The sequence below is a fragment of the Streptomyces sp. NPDC003691 genome (genome assembly GCF_053981115.1).
In genome coordinates this window covers 49,016-63,863 of sequence record NZ_JBSFNQ010000019.1, presented here as the reverse complement: position 1 = coordinate 63,863, position 14,848 = coordinate 49,016, and the positions used below count along the sequence as shown (strand labels likewise).

Genomic DNA, 14,848 nt, shown 5'->3' with positions numbered 1-14,848 from the left:
CGAGGTGCGCCGGGCGGAAGTGCCGCGGACTGCCACACATGATCGTCACGGGCTTCTGGGGACCCCCGCGGGCCCGGGGGACGTACCCTTCTCTGTTGTGCCGAACGCCAATGAAGACACTCCCTCCGCACTGAACCAGGTGCAACGCCGCGCGGTGGCGGAGCTACTGCGGGTAGCCCCTGTCGCGGACGATCTCGCCCGCCGCTTCCAGGAGGCGGGCTTCCGTCTCGCCCTGGTCGGCGGCTCGGTGCGGGACGCACTCCTCGGCCGGCTCGGCAACGACCTGGACTTCACCACCGACGCCCGCCCCCAGGACATTCTCCGGATCGTCCGTCCCTGGGCGGATTCGGTATGGGACGTCGGAATTGCCTTCGGTACCGTCGGTGCGCAGAAGAGCGGCTATCAGATCGAGATCACCACCTACCGGTCCGAGGCGTACGACCGCACCTCCCGCAAGCCCGAGGTGTCCTACGGCGATTCCATCGAGGACGATCTGGTCCGCCGGGACTTCACGGTGAACGCGATGGCCGTCGCGCTCCCCGAGAAGGAGTTCATCGACCCGCACGGCGGCCTGGAGGACCTCGCGGCGAAGGTGCTGCGTACCCCCGGCACTCCCGAGGCGTCCTTCTCCGACGACCCGCTGCGGATGATGCGTGCCGCCCGGTTCTCGGCCCAGCTGGACTTCGAGGTGGCACCCGAGGTCGTCACCGCCATGACGGAGATGTCCGAGCGCCTCGACATCGTCTCCGCCGAGCGGGTCAGGGACGAGCTGAACAAGCTGCTGCTCTCCGCGAACCCCCGGAAGGGACTGGCGCTGCTGGTCGACTCCGGAATGGCCGCCCGGGTGCTGCCGGAGCTTCCCGCGCTGAAGCTGGAGAGCGACGAGCACCACCGGCACAAGGATGTCTACGAGCACTCCCTGACCGTGCTGGAGCAGGCGATCGACCTGGAAGACCAGGGCCCGGATCTGGTGCTCCGGCTCTCCGCGCTGCTGCACGACATCGGTAAGCCGCGCACCCGTCGCTTCGAGAAGGACGGCCGGGTCTCCTTCCACCACCACGAGGTGGTGGGCGCGAAGATGACCAAGAAGCGGATGACCGCGCTCAAGTACTCCAACGAGCTGGTGAAGGATGTCTCCCGGCTGGTGGAGCTGCATCTGCGCTTCCATGGATACGGCGACGGCGAATGGACCGACTCCGCGGTGCGCCGCTATGTACGGGACGCCGGGCCGCTGCTCACCCGGCTGCACAAGCTGACCCGCTCGGATTGCACCACCCGTAACAAGCGGAAGGCCGCCGCGCTCTCCCGGACCTATGACGGCCTGGAGGAGCGCATTGCACAGCTCCAGCAGCAGGAGGAGCTGGATGCCATCCGGCCCGATCTCGACGGCAACCAGATCCAGGAGATCCTCGGGGTCGGCCCCGGACCGGTGATCGGCAAGGCGTATGCGCATCTGCTGGAGCTGAGGCTGGAGCACGGGCCGATGGAGCACGACGACGCGGTAAAGGCCCTTACGGAGTGGTGGGCCGCTCAGAGCCGGTGAGGGTGGCGGTGACCGACGGTCCGGTGCGGGGCATGTTTCACGTGAAACATGCCCCGCTTCCGTTCGGGGTGTTCCTCCGGCCGGACAGAGGCGGGCGATGTTTCACGTGAAACATCGCCTGTTGCGGCGCTGGAGTCAGTCCGCCGGGCCGGCCGGGCCGACCGTTACCGGAGCGGTCCGGTTCCAGTGCCGGAGCAGCAGAGCGATCCCCGCGTAGAGCACGCCCACCAGTACCACCAGCGGGACCGAGCGGCCGTCGGGCGGCAGTATCAGCGCCGCGACGGCCGCCGCCGCGACGAACGAGACATTGAACAGAACGTCGTAGAGCGAGAAGACCCGGCCGCGGTAGGCGTCGTCGACCGATAGCTGGACGACGGTATCGGTGGTGATCTTCACCCCCTGGGTGACCAGGCCCAGGACGAAGGCCGCGGCGAGTATCGGTCCCTGGGCGAAGGGGAGACCGAGGGCCGGGACGAGGACCGCCGCGGTCGCGGCGCAGCAGATCATCCAGCGGTACGGGCCGAGGCGTCCGATCGTCCAGGGGGTGATCACGGCCGCGACGAAGAATCCCGCGCCCGAGACGGCGACGGCCACCCCGAGCAGAGCCAGGCCGTTGCGCTCGTCCTCGTACCAGGCGTACCGGCAGAGCATCAGTACGGTCACCAGCAGGGCGCCGTAGCAGAAGCGCATCAGGGTGACCGCCGTCAGTGCCCGGGCGGCCGCCGGGCGCCGGGCCAGATGGCGCAGCCCGTCCACCAGGCCGCGGGCCGTGGAGGCGACGGCGGCCGTCAGACGGGGCTGTACGCGCTCCGGATCGGGGCCGAGGAGATCGCGTGCCATCCGGAGGGAGGCGAGCCCCGCACAGAGGTAGAGAGCGGCTCCCAGCAGGACGACCGCGGCATCGGAGTCGGCGACGGCGAACCGGACGACAAAGGCGAGTCCGCCGCCCGCGGTCGCGGCCAGGGTGCCGGCCGTGGGTGAGAGGGCATTGGCGATCACCAGCCGCTCCTCGTCCACCACCCGGGGCAGGGAGGCCGAGAGGCCGGCGAGCACGAAGCGGTTGATGGCGGTGACCGACAGGGCCGACACATAGAAGAGCCAGTCGGGTACGGAGGCCAGGATCAGCAGGGCGGTGCCGCAGGCGAGCAGTGCCCGCAGCAGATTGCCGTAGAGCAGGACCTGGCGGCGGCGCCAGCGGTCCAGCAGTACCCCGGCGAAGGGGCCGATCAGGGAGTACGGCAGCAGCAGCACGGCCATGGCCGAGGCGATGGCCGCGGGCGAGGTCTGTTTCTCCGGCGAGAACACCACGTACGTGGCGAGCGCCACCTGATAGACGCCGTCCGCTGTCTGGGACAGCAGCCGGACCGTCAGCAGTCGGCGGAAGTTCGTCAGGCGCAGGAGTACGCGCAGATCACGTACGACGGGCATGCGGTCTAGCGTCACACACCGGTCCCGCGCACATGCGGAGGGTCCCCGGTGAACCACCGGGGACCCTCCGCGGCCTTGCGCCACTGCTCTCAGGCAGAGATCAGCGCTCGACCTCGCCCTTGATGAACTTCTCGACGTTCTCGCGGGCCTCGTCGTCGAAGTACTGGACCGGCGGGCTCTTCATGAAGTAGCTGCTGGCCGAGAGGATCGGGCCGCCGACGCCGCGGTCCTTGGCGATCTTCGCGGCGCGAACGGCGTCGATGATGACACCGGCCGAGTTCGGGGAGTCCCAGACCTCGAGCTTGTACTCCAGGTTCAGCGGGACGTCACCGAAGGCACGGCCCTCCAGGCGGACGTACGCCCACTTGCGGTCGTCGAGCCACGCGACGTAGTCGGACGGACCGATGTGGACGTTCTTCTCGCCCAGCTCGCGGTCGGGGATCTGCGAGGTGACGGCCTGCGTCTTCGAGATCTTCTTGGACTCCAGCCGGTCGCGCTCCAGCATGTTCTTGAAGTCCATGTTGCCGCCGACGTTCAGCTGCATCGTGCGGTCCAGGATGACACCCCGGTCCTCGAAGAGCTTCGCCATCACACGGTGCGTGATCGTGGCGCCGACCTGCGACTTGATGTCGTCGCCGACGATCGGGACGCCCGCCTCGGTGAACTTGTCGGCCCACTCCTTGGTGCCCGCGATAAAGACGGGGAGGGCGTTGACGAAGCCGACCTTGGCGTCGATGGCGCACTGCGCGTAGTACTTCGCAGCGTCCTCGGAACCTACGGGCAGGTAGCAGACCAGAACGTCGACCTGCTTGTCCTTGAGGACCTGGACGACGTCGACCGGGGCCTCGGGCGACTCCTCGATGGTCTCGCGGTAGTACTTGCCCAGACCGTCGAGGGTGTGGCCGCGCTGCACCGTGACACCGCTGTTCGGCACGTCGCAGATCTTGATGGTGTTGTTCTCGCTGGCACCGATGGCGTCCGCCAGGTCGAGGCCGACCTTCTTGGCGTCCACGTCGAAGGCGGCCACGAACTCGACGTCCCGGACGTGGTAGTCCCCGAACTGGACGTGCATCAGACCCGGCACCTTGCCGGCCGGGTCGGCGTCCTTGTAGTACTCGACGCCCTGCACCAGCGAGGCGGCGCAGTTGCCCACGCCGACGATGGCTACGCGAACCGAACCCATTCCGGTTGCTCCCTGTGTGATTTCGGTATTCCGGATGAGACCCTGCGGACCGCGGGGTCTCAGTTGGCGGTGCCGTCGGACGGATCCGGCGGGGTGGCGGGCCCGGAGGGCTCCGCGTTCCCACGCCGGGGCAGGCCGTCCCCGGGCCCCGCGGTGTTCTTCTGCTGTGATGCGGAGCCGGGGGAGGAGCGTCGCTGATCCCGTCCCGCCCGCTCGCTCTCGATGAGCTCGTTCAGCCAGCGCACTTCGCGCTCCACGGACTCCATTCCGTGGCGCTGGAGCTCCAGCGTGTAGTCGTCGAGGCGCTCACGGGTCCGGGCGAGGGAGGCGCGCATCTTCTCCAGACGCTCCTCCAGCCGGCTGCGGCGGCCTTCCAGCACCCGCATCCGCACCTCGCGCTCCGTCTGCCCGAAGAAGGCGAACCGGGCCGCGAAGTGCTCGTCCTCCCAGCTGTCCGGGCCGGTGTGCGCGAGCAGCTCCTCGAAGTGTTCTTTCCCTTCCGCCGTCAACCGGTAGACGATCTTGGCGCGACGCCCTGAGAGTGGAGCGGCCAGGGCGTCGTCGGGAGCGTTCCCCGGTTCCTCGATCAACCAGCCGTTGGCGACCAGCGTCTTGAGGCAGGGGTACAGGGTCCCGTAACTGAAGGCCCGGAAGATCCCCAACGAAGTGTTGAGCCGTTTCCGCAGCTCGTACCCGTGCATCGGGGCTTCACGGAGGAGACCGAGCACGGCGAACTCAAGAATTCCCGAGCGCCTGCTCATCACGGCCTCCCTTCGCGCTGCCCCGAACCTCTATCTCGTGCTGATGTATCGAGTCGATACATCAGCACGATAGGACGGCGGGGCTTCTGCGACAAGAGGGGTCGCGGTGAACGGGGTCACATCGTCAATTCGCTCTGGCCAACTTGCCGGATTTGGGATGAACTTCAATGTCGGGATGGATTTGTTCGTGCGTAGTCTGTGCGGATGCAGACCACCGGGAACCAGATGACGGCCCCAGTCGTCATCGCCGTGGGTGCACTGCGGACGAGCCCTTCGCGCGGCCGGTCCGCATCCATGCCGGGGGGACCGGAAGTCAACTGCCGCTTCCAGGCGTTTCGCCTGCCCGAGGAGTAGTCGTTCGATGAGCGAGCACCGTCGCAAACCGCCGCAGACCGGCGGACGCGCGGCTGCCAGGCGCGCTGCCCAGCAGCCATCCGGCCACCGAGCCGCCCCCACCGGGGACGCCGGCGCCGTCCCTCCGTCCGCCTCCCATGGCGAGGAGCGGCCCTACGGGGGCCGCGCCGAGGCCCGTCGCGCCCAGCGCGGCGGGCGCCGCAGGGTGGATCCCGGCGCCGCGGGGGGCGGCGGCCGGAGTGGCGGCGGTGGCCGCCGGGGCGGCGGCGGAGCCGGCCACCACGATCCCGGCGGGAGCGGCGGCCCGCGCAAGCGGCGCCTGATCGACTACCCGCGGTTCGACAAGGACGGCTGGCGCCGCTGGGTGCCCTCCTGGAAGCTGGTCACCGGCCTCTCGCTGGCCTTCTTCGGCTCCCTGATGGGCGCGGCGACGCTGGCGTACGCCTGGGTGGACGTTCCGGACCCCCGTAAGCAGGCGGAGGCCCAGAACAACGTCTACTACTACTCCGACGGCACCCAGCTGGCGGCGACCGGCGGTGAGTACAACCGGCAGAACGTGGGGATCGAGCAGATCCCCGTGCATCTGCAGAACGCCGTGAAGTCCGCGGAGAACAAGACCTTCGACTCGGACTCCGGTATCGACCCCAAGGGCATCAGCCGGGCGCTGGTGAACATGGCCCGCGGTCAGCAGACCCAGGGCGGCTCCACCATCACCCAGCAGTATGTGAAGAACGCCCGGCTCGGCGACCAGTCGCAGACCGTCAGCCGTAAGTTCAAAGAGCTCTTCATCTCCATGAAGGTCGGCACCGAGATGAAGAAGCCGGAGATCATGGCCGGCTATCTGAACACCTCGTTCTACGGCCGGAACTCCTACGGCATCCAGGCCGCGGCGCGGACCTACTTCGACACCGACGCCAAGAGCCTGACCGTTGCCCAGTCGGCGTTCCTGACCACCCTGCTCAAGGGCGCGACCTACTACGACCCGGCCGGAGCCACCGACTTCGACCCCGCGGCGACCCGAGAGGCGAACACCAAGCGGGTCACCGAGCGCTGGAACTGGATCCTCGACGAGATGGTGAAGGACGGCCATCTGGAGAAGGCGGAGCGCGACAAGACCGTTTTCCCCGAGGTGCAGCCGCTCTCCAAGGGAGCCAAGCTCGGCGGCCAGGTCGGCTATCTCGTCGATCTCGCCAAGGCGAACTTCCTCGCCAACAACAAGCAGATCACCGCCGCGGACCTGTCCCTCGGCGGCTACGAGATCCACACGACCTTCGACAAGAAGAAGATCGGTCAGCTCCAGGATTCCGTCAAGAAGGTCTACAACAAGAACATCGACCCGAAGAAGCGGCCCGACACGGACACTCATGTCCAGTTCGGCGGCGCCTCGGTCGAACCGAAGACCGGCAAGATCGTCGCGATCTACGGCGGAGCCGACGCCACCAAGCACTTCACCAACAACGCCGACAGCACCGGCGCCCAGGTCGGCTCGACCTTCAAGCCCTTCGTGCTGGCCTCCGCCATGGACGACGGGGTGCGCGATCCCAAGGGCGACCGGGTCCAGACGGAGTCCCAGCGCACCAAGGTCGACCCCGACAAGACGATCTACAACGGCAAGAACAAGCTCAAGATCAAGAACTACGACGGGTCGGTCTGGCGCAACGAGGAGGGCAAGGAGTGGCTCCAGGTCAACGACGGTGACAAGGACTACGAGAACATCAATCTGCGCGAGGCGATGATCGACTCGGCGAACAGCCCCTTCGTGCAGCTCGGTATGGACATCGGCGTCGCGGAGGTCCGCAAGGCGGCCGTCAAGGCCGGACTGCTGGAGAGCTCGCTCAACAAGTCCGACGTGCCCTCCTTCTCCATCGGCATCTCCACCCCGAGCGCCATCCGCATGGCCAGCTCGTACGGCACCTTCGCCGCCGAGGGCCAGCAGCGGGACCCGTACTCGGTGGAGTACGTGAAGCGGGGCGGCCGGGAGATCTACCGGCACAAGGACGACCCGACCGGCGGCTTCTCCCCCGCCGTCGCCAACAACGTCACCGACGTCCTGGTCGACGTGGTCGAGAAGGGCACCGGCACCAACGCCCAGGTCCCGGGCCGCCAGGTGGCCGGCAAGACCGGCACCACCGACGGCAACAAGTCGGCGTGGTTCGTCGGCTACACCCCGCAGCTGTCGACCGCGATCGACATGTACCGCCTCGACGACGACGAGAAGAACACCAAGCGTGCCTTCCTGGAGATGTTCGGCACCGGCGGCCAGAAGAAGATCCACGGTTCGTCGTTCCCGTCCGACATCTTCGCGGACTACATGAAGAAGGCACTCAAGGGCACCAAGGTGCTGGAGTTCCCCAAGCCGGAGCCGATCGGCGAGGCGTACTGGGGCGGTGGCGCCTCCAGCCCGCCGCCGTCGAAGTCCACGGAGCCCTCGGACGACCCGACGACCAAGGACCCGACGACCAAGCAGCCGACGAACGAGGAGTCGGAGTCCCCGCCGGCCACCGGCAACTCCCCCGACCCCAGCAACTCCTGCAACCCGTGGGACAACTGGAGCTGCGGTACCAACAACGGCGCCAACAACAACGGCGGCAACGGCAGCAACGCCAATAACGGCGGGCAGGCCAACAACGGTGGTCAGGCCAACAACGGCGGTGCGGCCAACAACGGGGGCGCCGCGAACAACGGCGGTGCGGCCAACAACGGCGGCGCCGCGAACAACGGCGGCAGCGGCCAGAACGGCAGCAACAGCAACGGCCTGGTGATCGGCGGACCCCAGGAAGAGTGACCCGCCGCCCGTCCGCGCCCCACGAGGGCCGTGGCATCCGGTACCCGCGCTCCGTGTCCCGTACACGGCCGCACCGGATTCCGCGGCCCTCGTGGCGTACCCCCGCCCGTACGGCAGGATGTGCACCATGCCCAGCGCAGAAGAGACCACCGTGCCCCGGGACGACCGGCCGGATGTACGGCCCACCCGGCGGGACTCCGTCGCGGCGGCCGGCAGCGAGCTGATCGGCGGCCCGGCCGGCCGCTGGGCCCTGCGCGTCCGCGGCGGCTACCTCACCCCCGTACGCGTGGTGGCGCTGACCGCCATCGGCATGTTCGCCCTGGGCATGGTCCAGAAGATGCCGTGCTACGACTGGGCCTGGTTCCGCGGGGCCAGCTCCCAGTACACCCACGCCTGCTACTCGGACATCCCGCACCTCTTCGTCGGGCGCGGCTTCTCGGACGGGCTGATTCCGTACTTCGACCGGCTGCCCGGCGATATGCAGTTCCTGGAGTACCCCGTACTGACCGGGCTCTTCATGCAGATCGCGGCCTGGCTCACCCCCGGGGGAGGGCCGCTCCAGGAGCAGCAGCAGCTCTACTGGATGGTCAACGCGGGCATGCTGATGGTCTGCGCCGTGATCATCGTGGTCTGTGTCTCGCGGACCCACGCCCGCCGCCCCTGGGACGCGCTCCTGGTCGCCCTGGCCCCGGCCTTCGCCCTGACCGCCACCATCAACTGGGATCTGCTGGCGGTGGCGCTGACCGCCGCGGCGATGCTGATGTGGTCGCGCGGCCGCGCACTCGCCTTCGGAGTGCTGATCGGACTGGCGACCGCGGCCAAGCTCTACGCCTTCTTCCTGCTCGGACCGCTGCTGGTGCTCTGCTGGCGGGCCGGGAAGTGGCGGGAGTACGGTCTGGCGGTTCTGGGGGCCGCGGGCTCCTGGCTGGCGGCCAATCTGTATGTGATGCTCGCCGCTCCGGAGGGCTGGCGGAAGTTCTACACCTTCAACCAGGAACGGGACATCGACTTCGGATCCTTCTGGCTGATCGTCGTCCAGCGCTTCGAGGTGACGATCACGCCCGAGGAGGTCAACCGGTACTCGCTGTTCCTGGCGGTACTGGCCTGCGCGGGGATCGCCTGGCTGACCCTGACCGCACCCCGGCGGCCCCGGTTCGCGCAGGTCGCGTTCCTGGTGGTGGCCGCGTTCATTCTGACCAACAAGGTGTACTCGCCGCAGTACGTGCTCTGGCTGATCCCCCTGGCGGCGCTCGCCAGGCCGCGCTGGCGGGACTTCCTGATCTGGCAGGCGTGCGAGGCGGCGTACTTCCTCGGCATCTGGATGTACCTCGCCTACACCACCAGCGGCAACCAGCGGCAGGGGCTGCCGCCCGAGGGGTACCACTTCGCGATCGCCCTGCACCTGCTGGGGACGCTGTACCTCTGCGCGATCGTGGTCCGGGACATCCTGCGGCCCGAGCGGGACGTGGTGCGCCAGGACGGGTCGGACGACCCCTCGGGCGGGGTGCTGGACCGGGCGGACGACGTTTTCGTGCTGGGCCGGGAGACGGCGTACTGCACCGGCCCCGGCACCGCAGACGACGAAGGCACGAAGGTGCGCTGGGGAGCCGGGCCGGTGGAGCCGGCCGGGACCGGCGAACCCGCGGCGCCGCGGGACGGCTCCTGAGGAGCGGTACGGGACCGGTCCCGGCGGCCCGTCCGGCGGGCCGCCCGCGGTCGGCCGTCAGCGCTCCACGATGCGGTCGAACTGGGTCGTGGTGTGCCGCAGATGGGCCACCAGCTCGTCACCGACCTGCGGCTCCTGGGCGTCCGCCGGGACGAACAGGATGGACACCTGCATATGCGGCGGCTCGGCGAACCAGCGCTGCTTCCCGGCCCAGACGAAGGGCGACAGATTCCGGTTCACCGTCGCCAGACCGGCCCGGGCCACTCCCTTGGCCCGCGGCATCATGCCGTGCAGCGCCTTGGGCGCCTCCAGACCGACACCGTGGGACGTGCCTCCGGCGACGACCACCAGCCAGCCGTCGGACGCGGCCTTCTGCTGGCGGTAGCCGAACCGGTCGCCCTTCGACACCCGGGTGACGTCGAGGACGGAGCCCCGGTACTCGGTGGAGTCGTGGTCGCCGAGCCAGAGCCGGGTGCCGATCCGGGCCCGGAACCGGGTCTGCGGGAACTGCTGGCGCAGCTTGGCCAGTTCGTCGGCGCGCAGATGGCTGACGAACATGGTGTGCAGCGGCAGCCGCGCGGACCGCAGCCGGTCCATCCAGGTGATGACCTCCTCGACGGCGTCGGAACCGTCGGTGCGGTCGAGGGGGAGATGGAGCGCGAAGCCCTCCAGCCGGACGTCGTCGATGGCGGCCGTCAGCCTGCCCAGGTCCTGCTCGGAGACGCCGTGGCGCTTCATGGTGCTCATGCACTCGATGACCACCCGCGCGCCGACCAGGGCGTGTACGCCGTCCACGGACGATACGGAGCGGATCACCCGGTCCGGCAGCGGCACCGGCTCCTCGCCCCGGCGGAAGGGGGTGAGGACCAGCAGATCGCCGCTGAACCAGTCCTTGATCCGGGCGGCCTCGTACGTCGTGCCGACGGCGAGCATGTCGGATCCGAAACGGGTCGCCTCCTCCGCCAGCCGCTCGTGCCCGAAGCCGTAGCCGTTGCCCTTGCAGACCGGTACGAGCCCGGGGAACTGGTCGGTCACCGACTTCTGGTGCATCCGCCAGCGGGTGGTGTCGACGTACAGGGAGAGCGCCATGGCCGGCCCGGAACCTTTCTGGTGGCTGCGGTGTATTGAAGGTGTGGACGGAACGGGGGAAGTTTCGTGATCTACGAGGTTACGGGGTGGGGACCGCCGGCGGCGGACGTGTCCGGGAGCCCGGCGGTCCCACCGGCCGGATCAGCGGCGCGACATATACATGTCCAGCGCCTTGTGCAGCAGCTTGTTGAGCGGGAAGTCCCATTCGCCGACGTACTCGACGGCCTCGCCGCCGGTGCCCACCTTGAACTGGATGAGGCCGAAGAGGTGGTCGGTCTCGTCCAGGGAGTCGCTGATGCCGCGCAGGTCGTAGACGGTGGCGCCCATGGCGTAGGCGTCGCGCAGCATCCGCCACTGCATCGCGTTCGAGGGCCGGACCTCGCGGCCGATGTTGTCCGAGGCGCCGTAGGAGTACCAGACGTGGCCGCCGACGACGAGCATGGTCGCCGCGGAGAGGTTCACACCGTTGTGCCGGGCGAAGTAGAGGCGCATACGGTTGGGGTCCTCGTTGTTGAGGACGGTCCACATCCGCTGGAAGTACGAGAGCGGGCGGGGCCGGAACCGGTCGCGGACCGCGGTGATCTCGTACAGCCGCTGCCACTCCTCCAGGTCGTAGTAGCCGCCCTGGACGACCTCGACCCCGGCCTTCTCGGCCTTCTTGATGTTGCGGCGCCAGAGCTGGTTGAAGCCCTTGAGGACATCGTCGAGGGAGCGGTTGGCCAGCGGCACCTGGTAGACGTACCGCGGCTGGACGTCGCCGAAGCCCGCGCCCCCGTCCTCGCCCTGCTGCCAGCCCATCTTGCGCAGCCGGTCGGCGACCTCGAAGGCGCGCGGCTCGATATGGGTGGCTTCGACGTCCCGCAGCCGCTTGACGTCCGGGTCCTGGATACCGGACTTGATGGCGGGGGCGTCCCAGCGCCGGATGACGACCGGCGGGCCCATCTTCACGGAGAAGGCGCCCTGCTGCTTGAGGTGGGCGAGCATCGGCTGGAGCCAGTCGTCCAGGTTCGGGGCGTACCAGTTGATGACCGGGCCCTCGGGAAGATAAGCGAGATACCGCTTGATCTTGGGGAGCTGGCGGTAGAGCACCAGTCCGACACCGACGAGCTGACCGTGCTTGTCGAACCACCCCAGGTTCTCCGAGCGCCATTCGGTCTTCACGTCCGACCACGCGGGGACCTGGCAGTGGCTTGCCGACGGCAGGGACTGGATGTACGCCAGATGCTGCTCTCGGCTGATGGTCCTCAGTGTCAGGCTCATATGGGGCGCTCCTCGGCAGGTGTGTCCCCATGGGTCAGGGGCTCCGGCTCTCGCGCCGAAGCCTACTGGGCTGGGGGAGCGCCCCGAATGGCCGCGTTCGATGTGGCTGTTCGACGCGGCAGGTCCGCCGTTGGAGTGGTCCACCGGTCCCGGGCCGCCCGGGAACCGGCACGGGTCGTCCGGCACCGGTCAACGGGCACCGGCTCGTCTCGGCGGGTTCCGCTCGTCCGGCACCGGTCGCCCGTCGTCGGGAGCGGGCCGTCGGCCGCCGACCGGAGCGGCGGTGGCTCACCGCCGGCTCCGGCCGGTGGAGGGACTTCCGGCGGCGGTCAGCCGATGACACCGCCGAAGAGGCCGCCGTGGGCCATGCCGAGGAAGAAGCCCGCGGCGGACGCCCCGAGCCCCAGGATCAGCACGAACCGCTCACGGGTCGTCGCCGAGATGAACTGTCCGTAGCCGCCCGTGAGGATGCCGACCAGGCCCGTCCACGAGCTGAGGAGATGGAGACCGGGAAACCACGAGGAGACAAAGGCCAGCACACCCAGGACCAGGGTCACACCGGCCAGAGTGTCCTGGAGGGGATGGGGCTTGCCGTCCGTGGCGAAGAGGGATGTCTGTCGTCGCACTGCCTGTGCCATGCGGCACCTCCTGGCGTTGCCGAGCGCGGCGCATCGTAGCCCCGCGCACACCCGATGTGTACAGATTGCGCCCACCGGCCGCCGGATTTCAACCGCAAGCACCTCTCCGGGTACTCTGTACGGTCTGCACGGTGTCTGCCCTGGCCACAGACCGATCCGGCCCGAAGGGCCGGTGAGTGTCAGTGGTCGCTGCTTTACTCGACACCGTTGCAGCAACGCATCACGACCCTCCTGCCACGGAACGACCGTGGCCGCTGAGTCCAAAGGAGGTGGGTTCCACATGCGTCACTACGAGGTGATGGTCATCCTCGACCCCGATCTGGAGGAGCGCGCTGTCGCCCCCCTGATCGAGAACTTCCTCTCCGTCGTCCGTGAGGGCAACGGAAAGGTCGAGAAGGTCGACACCTGGGGCCGTCGTCGTCTCTCGTACGAGATCAAGAAGAAGCCCGAGGGCATCTACTCGGTCATCGACCTGCAGGCCGAGCCTGCGGTCGTCAAGGAGCTCGACCGCCAGATGAACCTGAACGAGTCGGTCCTCCGGACCAAGGTCCTCCGCCCCGAGACCCACTGAGCATCCGCTCAGAGGTCAACGGGTTCGAGTAGCAGCAAGCAGCCAAGCAATCCCCGCCGAGAGGTTCACCCATGGCAGGCGAGACCGTCATCACGGTCGTCGGCAATCTCGTCGACGACCCCGAGCTGCGCTTCACCAACTCCGGTGCGGCGGTCGCGAAGTTCCGTGTCGCGTCCACCCCGCGCACCTTCGACCGGCAGACCAACGAGTGGAAGGACGGCGAGAGCCTCTTCCTGACCTGCTCGGTCTGGCGTCAGGCGGCTGAGAACGTCGCCGAGTCGCTCCAGCGCGGCATGCGTGTCGTCGTGCAGGGCCGGCTGAAGCAGCGGTCCTACGAGGACCGCGAAGGTGTGAAGCGCACGGTCTTCGAGCTGGATGTCGAGGAAGTGGGCCCCAGCCTCCGGAACGCCACGGCCAAGGTCACCAAGACCGCCGGCCGCGGTGGTCAGGGTGGCGGCGGCTACGGCGGTGGCGGCGGCCAGCAGGGCGGCGGCAACTGGGGCTCCGGCCCCGGCGGCCAGCAGGGCGGCGGCGGGGCTCCCGCCGACGACCCCTGGGCCACCGGCGCTCCCTCCGGCGGAGGGCAGCAGCAGGGCGGCGGGAGCAACTGGGGTGGAAACTCCGGCGGCTCCAGCGGTTCCGGCGGCGGCTACTCGGACGAGCCCCCCTTCTAGGTCCCGGGCCGGGATCCAGGGGTGCTCGTTACTCCCCATTCTTGATCACACAGGAGATACACCATGGCGAAGCCGCCTGTGCGCAAGCCGAAGAAGAAGGTCTGCGCGTTCTGCAAGGACAAGACCGCGTACGTGGACTACAAGGACACGAACATGCTGCGGAAGTACATTTCCGACCGCGGCAAGATCCGTGCCCGCCGCGTTACCGGCAACTGCACGCAGCACCAGCGTGACGTCGCCACGGCCGTGAAGAACAGCCGTGAGATGGCGCTGCTGCCCTACACGTCCACCGCGCGATAAGGGAAGGGTGACCGCACAATGAAGATCATCCTCACCCAGGAAGTCTCCGGGCTCGGTGCCGCGGGAGACGTCGTCGAGGTCAAGGACGGATACGCCCGCAACTACCTGGTCCCGCGCGGTTTCGCGATCCGCTGGACCAAGGGCGGCGAGAAGGACGTGGCGCAGATCCGCCGCGCCCGCAAGATCCACGAGATCGCGACCATCGAGCAGGCCAACGAGGTCAAGGCCAAGCTCGAGGGCGTGAAGGTGCGTCTGGCTGTTCGCTCCGGCGACGCCGGCCGTCTCTTCGGCTCCGTCACCCCGGCCGACATCGCTTCGGCGATCAAGACCGCCGGTGGCCCGGACGTCGACAAGCGCCGTGTCGAGCTCGGTGCGCCGATCAAGACCCTGGGCTCGCACCAGGTGTCCGTGCGTCTGCACCCCGAGGTCGACGCCAAGCTCGGCGTCGAGGTCGTTGCCGCCTGACGGCAGTCTCGACTGAGCTGACGAAGGGCCGTATCCGCTGGGTACGGCCCTTTGTGCTGCCCGAGGCCGGTTTCGCGCTGCTCGGGGCCGGCTTGGTGCCGGGCGGCTACTCGCCGTTTCACGTGAAACCG

General features: G+C 68.5%; 13 protein-coding genes. 7 read left to right on the top strand and 6 right to left on the bottom strand.

Translation table 11 applies throughout. The features are described from left to right. Positions 1-97 precede the first annotated feature (97 nt). Complete coding sequence (locus ACWDR0_RS12415) at positions 98-1,543, top strand: CCA tRNA nucleotidyltransferase (protein WP_456351611.1); 1,446 nt, start codon at positions 98-100, stop codon at positions 1,541-1,543. 135 nt (positions 1,544-1,678) lie between these two features. Here ACWDR0_RS12415 and ACWDR0_RS12410 read toward each other — a convergent pair whose 3' ends face one another. The 3 genes from ACWDR0_RS12410 to ACWDR0_RS12400 all read right to left on the bottom strand — a co-directional run bounded on the left by ACWDR0_RS12410 (position 1,679) and on the right by ACWDR0_RS12400 (position 4,915). Continuing rightward, positions 1,679-2,971, bottom strand: coding sequence for an MFS transporter (locus tag ACWDR0_RS12410; protein WP_456351610.1), 1,293 nt, complete (start codon positions 2,969-2,971; stop codon positions 1,679-1,681). A gap of 100 nt (positions 2,972-3,071) precedes the next feature. Then, complete coding sequence (locus ACWDR0_RS12405) at positions 3,072-4,154, bottom strand: inositol-3-phosphate synthase (RefSeq protein ID WP_456351609.1); 1,083 nt, start codon at positions 4,152-4,154, stop codon at positions 3,072-3,074. A gap of 59 nt (positions 4,155-4,213) precedes the next feature. Next, positions 4,214-4,915, bottom strand: coding sequence for a helix-turn-helix transcriptional regulator (locus ACWDR0_RS12400; protein ID WP_456351608.1), 702 nt, complete (start codon positions 4,913-4,915; stop codon positions 4,214-4,216). A 361-nt stretch (positions 4,916-5,276) separates the two neighbouring features. Between ACWDR0_RS12400 and ACWDR0_RS12395 the strand changes: the two genes are divergently transcribed. Continuing rightward, positions 5,277-8,054, top strand: coding sequence for a transglycosylase domain-containing protein (locus ACWDR0_RS12395; protein ID WP_456351607.1), 2,778 nt, complete (start codon positions 5,277-5,279; stop codon positions 8,052-8,054). Between the two features lie 127 nt (positions 8,055-8,181). Continuing rightward, positions 8,182-9,720 (top strand): glycosyltransferase family 87 protein, encoded by a 1,539-nt coding sequence (locus tag ACWDR0_RS12390; RefSeq protein WP_456351606.1) that lies wholly within the window; start codon positions 8,182-8,184, stop codon positions 9,718-9,720. Positions 9,721-9,777: 57 nt separating this feature from the next. Here ACWDR0_RS12390 and ACWDR0_RS12385 read toward each other — a convergent pair whose 3' ends face one another. From ACWDR0_RS12385 to ACWDR0_RS12375, 3 genes are all read right to left on the bottom strand, one after another. Beyond that, complete coding sequence (locus tag ACWDR0_RS12385) at positions 9,778-10,809, bottom strand: alanine racemase (protein ID WP_456351605.1); 1,032 nt, start codon at positions 10,807-10,809, stop codon at positions 9,778-9,780. 141 nt (positions 10,810-10,950) lie between these two features. Next, positions 10,951-12,069, bottom strand: coding sequence for a lipid II:glycine glycyltransferase FemX (locus ACWDR0_RS12380; RefSeq protein ID WP_456351604.1), 1,119 nt, complete (start codon positions 12,067-12,069; stop codon positions 10,951-10,953). Between the two features lie 329 nt (positions 12,070-12,398). After that, the gene (locus ACWDR0_RS12375; protein ID WP_456351603.1) at positions 12,399-12,707 is read right to left on the bottom strand and encodes a hypothetical protein; all 309 of its coding nucleotides are present in this window, start codon (positions 12,705-12,707) and stop codon (positions 12,399-12,401) included. A 280-nt stretch (positions 12,708-12,987) separates the two neighbouring features. On the opposite strand from ACWDR0_RS12375, the gene rpsF reads away from it, so the two are divergent. The 4 genes from rpsF to rplI all read left to right on the top strand — a co-directional run bounded on the left by rpsF (position 12,988) and on the right by rplI (position 14,717). Beyond that, positions 12,988-13,278: a 30S ribosomal protein S6 gene (rpsF, locus tag ACWDR0_RS12370; RefSeq protein WP_005482942.1), complete on the top strand. Its 291-nt coding sequence runs from the start codon at positions 12,988-12,990 to the stop codon at positions 13,276-13,278. Positions 13,279-13,349: 71 nt separating this feature from the next. Further along, positions 13,350-13,952 carry a single-stranded DNA-binding protein gene (locus ACWDR0_RS12365; protein ID WP_456351602.1) on the top strand — a complete coding sequence of 201 codons (603 nt, stop codon included), beginning with the start codon at positions 13,350-13,352 and terminating at the stop codon, positions 13,950-13,952. A gap of 63 nt (positions 13,953-14,015) precedes the next feature. Beyond that, positions 14,016-14,252: a 30S ribosomal protein S18 gene (gene rpsR, locus ACWDR0_RS12360; protein WP_358826448.1), complete on the top strand. Its 237-nt coding sequence runs from the start codon at positions 14,016-14,018 to the stop codon at positions 14,250-14,252. 18 nt (positions 14,253-14,270) lie between these two features. Then, on the top strand, positions 14,271-14,717 hold the full coding sequence (rplI, locus tag ACWDR0_RS12355; RefSeq protein ID WP_456351601.1) for a 50S ribosomal protein L9: 447 nt from the start codon (positions 14,271-14,273) through the stop codon (positions 14,715-14,717). The last annotated feature ends 131 nt before the right edge of the window (positions 14,718-14,848 follow it).